This is a genomic window from Alteromonas sp. KUL17, from assembly GCF_006538305.1.
GTDB lineage: Bacteria > Pseudomonadota > Gammaproteobacteria > Enterobacterales > Alteromonadaceae > Alteromonas > Alteromonas macleodii.
In genome coordinates this window covers 15,297-27,692 of sequence record NZ_BJKJ01000039.1, presented here as the reverse complement: position 1 = coordinate 27,692, position 12,396 = coordinate 15,297, and the positions used below count along the sequence as shown (strand labels likewise).

General features: G+C 44.7%; 9 protein-coding genes, 1 other RNA gene and 1 pseudogene. 3 read left to right on the top strand and 8 right to left on the bottom strand.

Annotated features, from left to right (window positions below; genetic code table 11):
• Positions 1–122: 122 nt before the first annotated feature.
• From KUL49_RS20140 to KUL49_RS20105, 8 genes and pseudogenes are all read right to left on the bottom strand, one after another.
• Positions 123–1,055 carry an exopolyphosphatase gene (locus tag KUL49_RS20140; RefSeq protein ID WP_131138401.1) on the bottom strand — a complete coding sequence of 311 codons (933 nt, stop codon included), beginning with the start codon at positions 1,053–1,055 and terminating at the stop codon, positions 123–125.
• A gap of 165 nt (positions 1,056–1,220) precedes the next feature.
• A complete protein-coding gene (locus KUL49_RS20135; RefSeq protein ID WP_373995665.1) occupies positions 1,221–2,171 on the bottom strand; it encodes an MBL fold metallo-hydrolase in 951 nt (316 codons plus the stop codon).
• 175 nt (positions 2,172–2,346) lie between these two features.
• Positions 2,347–3,186 (bottom strand): multidrug transporter, encoded by an 840-nt coding sequence (locus tag KUL49_RS20130; protein ID WP_131138399.1) that lies wholly within the window; start codon positions 3,184–3,186, stop codon positions 2,347–2,349.
• A gap of 89 nt (positions 3,187–3,275) precedes the next feature.
• Positions 3,276–4,825: pseudogene (locus tag KUL49_RS20125) on the bottom strand (M28 family metallopeptidase).
• Positions 4,826–5,060: 235 nt separating this feature from the next.
• Complete coding sequence (locus KUL49_RS20120; protein WP_131138398.1) at positions 5,061–6,233, bottom strand: FAD-dependent monooxygenase; 1,173 nt, start codon at positions 6,231–6,233, stop codon at positions 5,061–5,063.
• A complete protein-coding gene (locus KUL49_RS20115) occupies positions 6,220–7,566 on the bottom strand; it encodes an FAD-dependent monooxygenase (protein ID WP_131138397.1) in 1,347 nt (448 codons plus the stop codon). Before KUL49_RS20115 ends, KUL49_RS20120 begins: the two co-directional genes overlap by 14 nt.
• Positions 7,567–7,772: 206 nt before the next feature.
• Complete coding sequence (gene pepP / locus KUL49_RS20110; protein WP_131138396.1) at positions 7,773–9,092, bottom strand: Xaa-Pro aminopeptidase; 1,320 nt, start codon at positions 9,090–9,092, stop codon at positions 7,773–7,775.
• 75 nt (positions 9,093–9,167) lie between these two features.
• Positions 9,168–9,734 (bottom strand): UPF0149 family protein, encoded by a 567-nt coding sequence (locus KUL49_RS20105; protein WP_039228193.1) that lies wholly within the window; start codon positions 9,732–9,734, stop codon positions 9,168–9,170.
• Positions 9,735–10,327: 593 nt separating this feature from the next.
• On the opposite strand from KUL49_RS20105, the gene ssrS reads away from it, so the two are divergent.
• The 3 genes from ssrS (at position 10,328) to KUL49_RS20090 (ending at position 12,392) form a co-directional block, all read left to right on the top strand.
• Positions 10,328–10,510: non-coding RNA, 6S RNA (gene ssrS / locus KUL49_RS20100), on the top strand.
• Between the two features lie 21 nt (positions 10,511–10,531).
• Positions 10,532–11,428 (top strand): ribokinase, encoded by an 897-nt coding sequence (locus tag KUL49_RS20095; protein WP_014950380.1) that lies wholly within the window; start codon positions 10,532–10,534, stop codon positions 11,426–11,428.
• Between the two features lie 22 nt (positions 11,429–11,450).
• Positions 11,451–12,392, top strand: a complete 942-nt coding sequence (locus KUL49_RS20090; protein WP_014980008.1) for a nucleoside hydrolase — start codon at positions 11,451–11,453, stop codon at positions 12,390–12,392.
• The last annotated feature ends 4 nt before the right edge of the window (positions 12,393–12,396 follow it).

Here is a 12,396-nt window from a genome sequence, read left to right as displayed (position 1 = left end):
ACTCAAATGGTACAGTTCCATAGTTGACGCAGCCTGGGCCGGAGGCATATGAAATTAAATTCGTGGGGATCCCTCAGGGTCAGAGTACTTTTTCTGCCCCTTCATCCGTGTGCTAATCAGCGTTAACCATCATTTGTGATAGTTTCAATAAGCTCAGCAAGCACCGTCTCTGATTTACTGGTTTCAACTTGGCAGGTACCCGCGTTCATGTGACCACCGCCGCCATACTTCAAGCACAATTCTCCCACATTGGTGTTAGAGCTACGATTAGTAATGGATTTACCAATAGCAAATACCACGTTTTGCTTTTTCAGCCCCCACATTTTGTGAATAGAAATATTACAGTCTGGGTACATGGCGTAAATAACGAAACGGTTTGTGGCGTAAATGGTTTCTTGATCTGTTAAGTCGAGCACAACTAGGTTGTCGTATACGGTGGAGCACTTAGCAATTTGTGCCTTAGCCATTTCATTGTGCTCGTGATACAAACTTACACGCTCAGCCACATCTTCCATTTGTAGTATTTCTTCAATACTGTGGTCTTTGCACGCATCTATTAGCTTCATCATTAGCTGGTAGTTAGAGATTTTAAAATCTCTGAAACGGCCAAGCCCAGTTCGTGCATCCATAATGAAATTCATAAGCACCCAATCTGTAGGTTCTAAGATCTCTTCTTCGCTAAACTGCGCAGAGTCGCCTTTATCTACTGCTTCCATCATATCTACTGAGATATTGGGAAACTTATCGGCACCACCGTAATAGTCGTATACGACGCGCGCAGCAGAGGGCGCTTTGGGGTCGATAATGTGGTTATCAATGTCGCCTGAATTACGCACAGTCTCACTAAGATGATGGTCGAAGGCAATGTGACACCCTGCGACATAAGGCAGGTTGGTAGTGATGTCATTCTCGGTAATGTCTATTTTGCCGTCTTGCATGTCTTTAGGGTGCACAAACAAAATATCATCAATCATGTCTAAGTCTTTCAGTAATACTGCACATACTAGCCCGTCAAAATCACTTCGGGTAACTAATCTAAACTTTCGTTCTGACATCACGTATTTCCTTTATTAACGATTATCAAGTAAGTGTAACAGCTAGTAAAAATTTTGAGAGATTACCTATATAAATTTTGATTACAAAGTCGTAAAACGCGACAAAAGTATAACTAAAGACCTGATTACTCGAATGTTTACTTAGTTCACTATTCCCAAAGGCAATTAGAAGATAAGTGATTGGCCTTGTGTGGCTAGTATAAAATTAAAGCCTAATTTATTAGCCTGCTTTAACTCTTTTGAAATGACAGAGCGTGGGCTCTCTCCCGCTTTTAAGCTGTATTTAATATGGCTTATCACAATATTTATATCTGGAACCTGGCTTTTATCTTCAACTAGTTCGTAAAAGCGAGTGAGTTCTTGCATTAACCATTTAGGCGTGAGGTGTCCGAACAACAAATTATCAGGGCGACTGTTATCAAAAGACACTTCAATAACCATACCTCTTAGTGTCTTGTTTCTCATTTGCTGTGCGAGGTAGTGCCAGATTACGCCCAGCTTTCCTTCTTTTTCGACATCGTCCGGGCCAGTATCTCCAAAATAAACAAACATATCGTTGTTACTTTCAATAACGAAAGCGGTCGATTCTAAGGGGTGACTTAAACTAAAAGGCGTTACCGTTAAATTAGTGCCTTCGATGCTAGTGGTATGTTGCGGTACCAGGTCGATAACATCGTATTTGTTGAGCTTTGGCTCTAAACCTCGATTCGTAAAGTTTGCCCATGCCTGCCAATTAAAGTAGGTCGCCCCCATGGTGTCGTTTACTGACTTTAAGGCATAGATGGGTTTATTGTTATCATCTGGTGAAGCAACAAGTAACCCTGCTACATGATCCAGATGACCATGGCTAATCAAGTATGCAGCAACGTGATTATGCAGTACATTGCCGTTAGCTCGCAGGTTATCGTCGGGCTTGCTTTTTAAAGTGTCAAAAGCCCCTTTTTTCAACGCAATATCAATACCGTTAACTATGCTTCCTGCGTCTAGGGCAACATAGCGTTCCTCTTCTAAACTTCGCAGTAAAAATGCGCTCAAGTTGCCGTCTTTAATACCGCCAGTATCGCCTAATGTAACAAGTTGAAATGCAGGCTCTGCGCTGCTTTTGCTTCTTTCAATAGCAGTGTTGTATTCCGTTTCATTGTCTTTTACTGAAACAGTGCTGCAAGCGCTTAGCGCTGAGAAAATCAAAAAGCCAAATATATATTTCAAAATTTCTTTTTACCCATTAATAATATTTGTTTCCTAGCTTTTGAAAGCTGAGCAAAAAACAAAAAAGATAAACTACAAAACATCAGGCCCACATCACCATAATAGCGGCAACGCCAATTAAGAGCAGCCCAATAATTTCGCGTTTTGTAACTGCGTTTTTTAGCCAGTAATGTGAAAGCACTAAAGTAAGCAAAACCTCTAGTTGCCCCAGCGTTTTCACTAGCGCCACATGCTGTAGCGCCATGGCAGTGAACCAACATATAGAGCCCAAACAACTAACCGTGCTTATCGCCAGCACCTGATTTTTAGCGTTTACTAGTTGCTTAAACACAAAGGGCTTAGTTAGTGCAATATAGCCACTTAAACTTATTGTTTGTACACATAGCACCCATAGTAAAACCCAAGCTGCGGCTACTGTATGCTGAATGTTGAGCATATGGCTAGCCTCGCGCACTAGAAGTGATGTCAGCGCAAAGCAGGTACCGCAAGCTAAACCGATAGCCATGGTTTTCAAACTAATACCATGAAGTCGGTTACCGCTGCTTAGCACGAATACGGCTATTCCGCCTATGACTATGCCAGCCCACCCAAGGGGTGTTAAGTAACTGCCAAAAAAAAGCATACCAACTACGCCAGCCACCAATGCCTCACTTTTCGCAAGGCCTGCCCCAATGGCAAAGTTCTTCTGCTTAAACAAAATCACCATTAAAGAAGTGGCTGCTATTTGAAGTAGCGATGCAAACAGCACTACTACTATAAAAGAACCTGAGAACTGAGGTAGTTGACTTTCATTACCATTATAGAGGATGAGCAGATAGACAAGGGCAATTGGTGGAGCCAGGATAAATCGCGACAGCGTTACCCCTGAGATATTAACGGCGCCGCTCAGTTTGCTCTGCAGCGCATTGCGCACGGTTTGCATAATAACCGCGCCCAATGTAAATAAAACTCCAACTCATTCGCGTCGCTTTACCTTTAAATTCGCATTATAACCTGCCGTTCCAGCATGTTTTATTTAACGTTAGTTTCGCTACCAGACAACGCCTGAAGACGCTTTGCTTTTAAGTCACTTTCGCGCTTCCAATGGGCCATACATCGCCTTGAGCATAATAAGTAAGCATACTTCCAATAAGAGACAGGTCTTGTTTTACTCCACCTAAGGTCCAGCTTGGAAGATAGTCATCATCGGCTTTATGGTAGCGCTTAGCGATAAAGCTTGGGTCGGTATCGCCTAAGCTCATGAACAAAATAGATGGCACACCCTGTTTAGCAAGCGCAAAGTGATCTGAGCGGAAGAACAAACCGTTTTGAGGGCGCGGGTCCATCTTAACGGTTCGCCCTTGTAACGACGCTGCCCTCGCTAAATCATCTTCGATAGATAAATAACCTTCACCGTACTGCAAAATGTAATCAACATTATCGTTTACATTCATGCCGTCGATATTCAAAAAAGCCACCATGTTCGATGTTGGTACCGGCGGGTTATTTGCAAAATAATCGGCACCGAGTAGCCCTGTTTCCTCGGCGGTAAAAGCACTAAACATTAGTGTACGCGCAAAGCCCTCTTCGCGTTTTGAAAGCGCATCTGCCAATGTAAGCACACCTGCTACGCCTGAAGCGTTGTCTATTGCGCCATTGTAAATAGTCGTTTTGCCATTCTTTTCAACTTTACCAAGATGGTCCCAATGCGCGTGCAGCATTACCCACTCTTCTGGCTTAGCTGTACCTTCTAAGATACCGGCAACATTCTGCGATTCAGCATGCTCGATAGCATTGTTAAACTGTAGCGATGCGGCGGTGTTTAAAGAAATAGGTGTAAATCCAGGCTTGGATGCTTTTCTTTTAAGCTCGCCGTAATCTAAGCCTGCTTTTTCAAATAACTGCCTAGCAGCATTAAGATGAAGCCACCCCATTACGCCTACTTGTGACGCATTATTGTTTTCATCGACTAGGCTAAACTTAGTATTAGAATTTGAGTTTTCGACAACGCCCCAGCCGTAGCCAGCAGGCATGGTTTCATGAACAATGAAAACAGCTTCTGCGCCCTGCCTTGCGGCCTCTTCGTATTTGTAAGTCCAACGACCATAATAGGTCATGGCGTTGCCTTGAAATAAATTTGGATCTTTAGAAGCAAAACCTGGGTCGTTCACCAGCATTACCACCGTCTTTCCTTTTACATCAAGACTGGCGTAATCATTCCAGTTGTATTCGGGAGCGTTAATGCCATAGCCCACAAAAATTACGTCACTATCGGCGAGGGAATATTCTTCAACAATGCGCTGAGTTCTGGCGGTAAACTCGCTACCTGCACTAAAATTTAGGTCGCCTATGGTTAACGATGAAATATTACTAGGCGTTATTTTGGCTAAAGGCACAGCTTGGGTGTAGCTATCGCCAAAGGCTGGCTTAAGCCCTAGCTTTTTGTATTGGGTTACCAAGTAATCGACTGTTTTCTCTTCACCTTTCGACAAAGGCCCTCGCCCTTCAAACTCATCGCTTGCCAGTGTTTTAACGTGCTGACGATATACGTCCAAATCGATAGAGGCATTACTCAGCGTCATCTCTACGTTTTTTGCGTTAGCCTACGAAGGCTCAAACGAGGACAAACTAGAAGTAGTGACGTCAGCATTCGCCGCACCAATAAGTAAAGTAGAAGTAAGTAGAGATGCTGCGCATGCAAAGGGAAAGGCGCGATAAGGTTTGCACGAGAAAGTAAACATAAGCCATTGGTAGAAATAAAAAAGGATACCGAAGAGTATCCTTTACCGGCGACTATCTCAACGCCAAGAATGGGGTTTATAGGCCCATGGCGTGGCTGACGAAGGCGGTTTTAATGGTGCTGAGTTTGTCTGTGGCTGAAAGACCAATTCCTCTGACCAACTTTTTGAGGAGGTCGTCGCCGTCGAATAAGAATTTAAAGCCGTCCATTGCGGCAATCATTTTCGTGGCTTCTGTTTTACGGCTTCGTTCGTAGCTGCGTAAATGCTTGTACAAACCTATGTCTTTGCCCGACGCCTTTAAGTCATTTAGGGTTTCAGCCAATGCGAGCGCATCTTGCATTCCCAAGTTAGCGCCCTGCCCTGCAAGCGGGTGAATGGTATGCGCTGCATCGCCTACCAGCACCACACCGTCTTTCGCCCACTGGCGTGCATAACGCATGGTCAACGGGAAAGCGGCGCGCTTGGTTTCCAGCGAAATAGTGCCAAGAACGCTATTACTAGCCGCAGTTAACGCATTGCAGAACGCAACGTCATCCAATGCTATTAATGAGTTTGCTTGCTCTGGCGTTTGCGACCATACAATAGAACATACATTTGGCTCAGACATAGGCAGTAGCGCGAGCGGTCCCGTGGGTGTGAACGCTTGTCTCGCCACATTATTATGCGGCTCTACCGTTTTGATATTAGCGACAATCGCCGTGTGCTCGTAGTCTTTAAATGTAATCGGCAAGCCAGCTTGTTTTCTTACAAATGAGTTTGCGCCATCGGCACCGACTAATAAACTGCAGCTTAGTACGTCATCATTATCTAGCATCAGCATGGTTTGATTTGGGCCAGCTAATACTCTATCAATACCCGCAGTAATCAACTCTACATTAGGCTGCGCTTCCACAGCTTTAGACAGTGCATTGACTAAAGCTTGGTTCTCTACAATCACGCCAAGCGCATCACTGCCCATTTCATCGCATGAAAAGTGAATGTCGCCAAAACTGTCTTTGTCCCATACATGCATGTCGATGTAAGGGTTGGCGCGATCTTGCTGCAAATGCGACCACACATCAAACTGTTGCAGCGCTTTAATATTAGCTTGGTTTATGGCACTCACTCTCGCCGTTGGCTTCTCGTCCAGAGTCTGATAACACGCCGCTTTATCGACTATTGCTATGCTCAATTCACTGTGTTTAAGCGCCGCTGCAAGGGTTAGCCCTACAATTCCGCCGCCCACTATCGCTATATCAACATGCTGCATTGTTATCTCTTTTTCTTAGTGGTGTTTCGCCATAGCCCGTCGTGTGTTTAACAAACGCTTTTTTCGCCTGGGGCATCATGCTTAATGCCAATAACGACACATTGCGCCCAATTACCGTTGGAAAATACTGGTTTGAAAAGGTGCGAACTAGCGTATCGGTCAGGGCTATCGTGTTATCCCTGTCATTCTTACGCGAATTGGCGTAATGCTGAGTAATACTAAAAGCGCCTGCATCGAAATTAGCGGATGCGATTGTATCGTTTTTCGCTTCGTATGAATCCTGCTCGCCGTGCTTTTCCGCTGACGCTTGCAGCACAGACACTAAAGTACTTAAGTCGCGTAAGCCTAGATTGAATCCTTGCCCTGCAATAGGATGTAGCGCCTGTGCCGCATTGCCTACCACCACTGTGCGATGACTAGCAACTTGCTGCGCCTTCGTAAGCGCTAACGGGTAACTTGCCAACTCACTGACTCTCAGTACTTTGCCCTGTCGATAGCCAAATGCTTCCTGTAGGGCCTTGATAAATGCGCGTTGATTTAATGCCATTAACGACTTTGCGGCGTCGGTATCTACAGTCCATACAACTGAAAAGCCGTTTCCACTAGCCTTGATATCATCGATTTCACTGTCGAAAGGCAGGAACGCTAACGGGCCACTTTGGGTGAAACGCTCGTACGCTTTGTTTTCATGGGGGAGCTGAGTGTGTACATTAAAAACAATGGCCGTTTGATGATAATCATTGACTGTTTTTGAAATACCAACCTGGTCAGCTAATCCTGAACGACCGCCATCGGCCAGTACCAGCAACTTTGTGGTAAGCGATTGCCCACTATCTAGCTGCACCTCTACAAAATTGCACTGCTGCTTTACGTTCGTTACCTTGGCAGGTGCGATATATTGGTAGCTTGAGGTTGCACCTGCCGCCAATCGCGTTAGTGCGCTTAAGCTCACCACCTGGCCGAACACGTCAATGTGGTAGTCACTGCTTTGAAGGTTTAATAGCCCCAAGTGCCCTTTGTCGCTAACCTCAATATGCTTAATTTGAGGAGGTAACTCACCGTTGTGCTGCTTAGCTACATCATCAAGGTTTAGCCCCATGTGAGACAGTTCTTCAACAGTACGTCTTGCCAAGGCAATGACACGGGTGTCGGTAAAAGGGTTAAAGTCGACTAAGCTTTTACTGGTTTGCTCTGGGTCAGCCGCATCAATTAGGGTGACAGATAAGCCAGAGCTGTTTGCAGGAGATACTTTCTCTGCGAGTGCTTTGGCTAATACAGTACCGACAATACCACCACCAATAATTACTACATCAACCGCTGCTGCCGATTCCACTGTTTTTATTTTCCTGTCGCCCAGAGGCTCTAATTATTAAAAGCGTTAATTCTGAGATTTTTTTCTTTATATTAAAGGCTAGTTTTTAGCGTAATTTAAACCAGTAGTTTAAACTGGTAACTCAAACCGGTAACTTAAAACAAAATTCCATATTTCACACTTATCGCAGTTTTTCAAACCTTGGTAAACCTAGCAAATTTTGACAACTAGTCTCTGCTTTCAGCCATAAGTGCTTCAATCTCATCAATGTCTTTTGGCACATCTGCGGTAAGAATATCGACACCCGTCGCAGTAATCACCACATCATCTTCAATTCTTACACCAATGCCTTTGTATTTTTCCGGCACGTTGCTGTCTTGACTAATGTAAATGCCGGGCTCAACAGTGATCACCATGCCAGGCTTTAACGGACGGTCTTCACCGTCAATTTTGTAGTTGCCTACATCATGCACATCTAGACCTAAATAGTGCCCTAAACCATGCATGTAAAACTGACGCCACGTTTCATTTTCAAGGTTTTCTGCCACACTACCTTCAAGAACGCCAAGGTCAACTAAACCTTGAGTAATAATTTCTACGCTATGTAACATGGCTTGTGACAGGGTAACGCCGGGCGCTAACATGTCTAACACGCTTTTTTGCGCTTTTAATACAACGGTGTAAATTTCGCGCTGAGCATGGGTGAACTTTCCATTTGCAGGAAACGTTCGCGTGATATCCGCAGCATAACCTTGATATTCAGCACCTGCATCGATCAAGATCAAGTCACCGTCATTTACCTGCGCGTTATTTTGCGTGTAATGCAAAATACACGCATTATCGCCGCTTCCAACAATAGTACTATAAGCAGGTGAACGGGCTCCCGCCATGGCAAATTCGTGGTGAATTTCAGCTTCTAGCTGGTACTCGTGACAACCAGGCGCGGCGAACTGCATAGCTCGCTTGTGCGCACGTGCGCTTATCTCACCCGCCGCTTTCATCAAGGCCACTTCACACGCTGATTTGAATAAACGCATTTCGTGTAAAATAGGCTGTAAGTCGTGAATCGCCCTTGGCGCCAGTGATTCTTTGGGCGCATCGCGCAAGGTGTTTAAGGCTTCAGTAAACAGCCGATCGTGACTCTTATTGTGGCCTAATGAAAAGTACACATTGTCTTGACCTTGAATTGACGCTAATAGCGCTTCTTCAAGCTCTTGTAGTTCAAATGCTTCATCTAAGCTAAACCGAGCGAGCGCTGCTTCGGCTCCTAAGCGTTTGCCGTGCCAAATTTCTGCACTTTTGTCTTTCTCTTGTACCACCATTGCACGATAACTTTCACCGTAACGAGGGTGGTTAGACAATATCAACCAAGCATTAGGCTCTTCAAATCCTGTCAAATACCAAAAGTCGCTATCTTGCCTGAATGTATATTCGGTATCGCGACTTCGGGTTACCATACCTGCTGCTGGCACAATACACACACTATTCGGCTCGCACTGTGCAAGCAGTCGGTCCTGCCTGGCGATAAACTCTTGCGCACTAATCATAAAAGAGAAAGCCCTAAAAAATCTCGTTAAAACGAATGGCGACTTACGGCCACTTTTAATATCTTCAGTTAATTACTAGTGTACGGATGGCGTGTCTTGTTGATCATCTAGAAGTGATTGGCCCAATTCGCTGAAGCATAAAATTGCTGAAATTTTCACGTATTCTTCAACCTCTAACAGCGCCTTTTCAGACTCTTCGTCCGCGTCCATTGGCTCTTCCATACGTGAAATATCTGAAAAGTCTTCAAGTGCTTCTTTTACGTCGTCAGAACATTGCATAAGGTCTTGCTGGTGTAGTCCAAACCCAAGCATGAAACCTTGCACCCAGTTTATTAGTGCAGCCCCGCGATCGTTGATAGGCGCTTGATCATCAGGAAGTAACAAATTGAGCGCGAATTCAGGCTCAAGAAGCTGCTGACAGGTTTGATTGAAAAGGCTGTTTAAAAGGTGCTGGGTAGGGTCGCTAAACGCATCACCCTGATTAATGGTTTCACTTAACGCTTCTAGCCATTTTTGGTCGGTAAGCGACATGCCTCCGCAAAGCATACCGCACAGAATGCCATGCACTTCTGCAGCATCAACAATTACGCCTTGCTGAGACAATTTATTACTTACGCTATCGTAATCGAGCTGTTTTTCCACGAATTGTTCTCTTTTGTTTTGAATAGTTTGAGATACAGGCGCCACTTTTATAAAGCGATTAATTACCGTCTATTTTGGCGGCGACTTACGTCAATGTCATCTCTTGATGGAGTTAATACTAGCAAAAATCAATGTGTAACGCCTCCTTTTGCCCTGCCACTGCTCTAACTTTGAACAAACAGCAAAAGTACCTTCAGGGTCTAATAACACTGTGTCGTATACACTTTACACAACGGTATTTAAACGTTGTTTACTCACTGTTCAAACGATATTTAATTTGCGGCTATTTAGCTAAATTCGTTGCCGGACGGCTAGCAACATCGTCAGAATTCATCTAAGATCGCTGGTGTTGGATACGGAATTCCTTTAGCAACAGCGTGACAACGTTCATTAGCCTTTAATGCCTGAATAGCTGATTGGTTATTATTGAGCTTCTCTTATATGCGTGTATAATTGCTGACCAATTGGTCAAGAAAAGTAATATTTTTTACCGCTTTTATAATCACCACGCAAAATAGTTATAAAGCGCTTTAGGTGATCCTCTTCACTGGATCTCGCGTTTGTTATACCCTGTTGCGTTAATACAACAACAATGTTTCCTGGGATGTTTGCTAGTTCATTCATGTCCCTGGCCGATGCTTTAAACCAAGGAAGTTGAAACAGCTGCTATTGTGCAAGCTCGACGCGTATCGAGAAGCCTACGGCAATTGTGATACTTCCGCCCTGAACTTTTCGGTTCACGGGCGAAACATGGACAGCGGCATTCTGGGAAGCGCCCTCTTTCGACGGAAGAAGAAATGGCAATAATAAATTTTGGCTCTATAAATATTGACCACGTTTATCAGGTAGATCACTTTGTACAACCTGGTGAGACGTTGGCCTCTACCCATTATCAAACCTTATTAGGTGGTAAGGGTGCAAACCAGTCTATTGCTTTAGCGCAAGCAGGTGCAGACGTAAGACACGTCGGCAGCATTCACGAAAACGACGCCTCATTTAAACAAGCTCTTATTAAGAAGGGTGTTGATTGTCGTGGCGTAAAGTGCTCAGAAGTTCCTTCAGGTCACGCGATTATCCAAGTCACGCCTAGCGGTGAAAACGCCATTGTATTATTTGGTGGTGCTAACCAAACCATTACCGCAAAAACCGTAATGCAAGCGTTAGACGATACGCGTCCTTCAGATTGGGTACTAACCCAAAATGAAACAAGCAGCATTGAAGAAGTACTTCGCCAAGCGAAAGAAAAGCAGCTTAAAGTAGCCTTTAACCCAGCGCCTATGAGCGAGTCGGTTAAACAGCTTCCGTTAGACTGTGTAGATTTACTTATTGTAAATGAAACCGAAGCTGCTGCGATTACCGGTAAAGAAGAACTTGAAGATATTGTGACAGTGTTCAAAGAGCAGTGGTCACACAGCGAAGTTATTATTACACTGGGTAAGGCTGGTGTAATGATGCTGCGCAAAAACGATGTTGTGGAAGTAAAAGCATTCTCTGTAGATGCGGTAGATACCACTGCAGCCGGTGATACCTTTATCGGTTACTTCCTGTCTGCATACAGCAACCATACCGATGCTAAACAAGCATTGCGTCGCGGGTGTGCAGCTTCAGCCATTGCGGTAACACGCGAGGGCGCAGCGCAGAGTATTCCAACACAAAAAGAAGTGGATCGTTTCTTAGCGAAACACGCCAACTAGCAAGACGCACTGAGATAAATTGATGGCACATAAGATCATATTAGATACGGATCCGGGGATTGATGATGCAATGGCGATCTTTTTCGCCTTTCAATCTCCAGATATTGAAGTACTTGGCTTAACTACCGTTTACGGTAACGTTCCAGTAACAATGGCAGCGCAAAACGCACTGACACTTTGCGAAATTGCAGGTAAAGATATTCCTGTAACTAAAGGTGTTGGCATGCCATGGGTTGGCCCAGAGTCAACGTACGCACACTTCGTACACGGCGAGCACGGCTTTGGCCATATTAAGCCTGAAGCGCCTAAAACCGAGCTTGACCCACGCAGCTCTGCGCAGTTTATCGTTGATATGGCGCGTAAATACCCTGGCGAAATCACCATTGTTGCTATTGGTCCACTAGGTAACTTGGCCCTTGCACTTCGTCTTGAGCCAGAACTTCCTAAGTTGGTAAAAGGCGTTAGCATAATGGGTGGTGCAGCGTTTGTACCAGGTAACGTTACGCCGGTAGCTGAAGCGAACATTTGGAATGATGCACATGCAGCAGAAATCGTTTTCGCAGCAGACTGGGAACTCACCATGTTTGGTTTGGACGTGACAAACTTCACGCCGTTCTCGCCAGCCTTTGTTGAAAAGCTTGAAGAGAAAAACAATACCCTTGGTGGTTTTGTGAAAGAAAGCGCCCAGTTCTACATGGATTTCTACTCGCAAAACCGTGAAGATCGCGTGTGTTTCTTCCACGATGCATTCCCGATTGCCCACCTTCGCCACCCTGAGTTATTTGAACTGACTGAAGGTCACGTTCGAGTTGGAACAGGGACACTAGATAGAGGGCAAACCGTGGTTGCGCCTAAAGGTACAACACCGAGCCCACTATGGAATGAAGCAAATACCATAAAGGTAGCGACTAAAGTTGACCACAAAAAGCTGGAACAACTATTCATAGACACCTACGCTCTATGATATG

Excerpts from the sequence above, each read along its gene's own strand:
- KUL49_RS20090 (WP_014980008.1), top strand. The coding sequence starts at position 11,451 with ATGGCACATAAGATCATATTAGATACGGATCCGGGGATTGATGATGCA.
- KUL49_RS20095 (WP_014950380.1), top strand. The coding sequence starts at position 10,532 with ATGGCAATAATAAATTTTGGCTCTATAAATATTGACCACGTTTATCAG.
- KUL49_RS20140 (WP_131138401.1), bottom strand. The coding sequence starts at position 1,055 with ATGTCAGAACGAAAGTTTAGATTAGTTACCCGAAGTGATTTTGACGGG.
- KUL49_RS20120 (WP_131138398.1), bottom strand. The coding sequence starts at position 6,233 with ATGCAGCATGTTGATATAGCGATAGTGGGCGGCGGAATTGTAGGGCTA.
- pepP (WP_131138396.1), bottom strand. The coding sequence starts at position 9,092 with ATGATTAGTGCGCAAGAGTTTATCGCCAGGCAGGACCGACTGCTTGCA.
- KUL49_RS20130 (WP_131138399.1), bottom strand. The coding sequence starts at position 3,186 with ATGCAAACCGTGCGCAATGCGCTGCAGAGCAAACTGAGCGGCGCCGTT.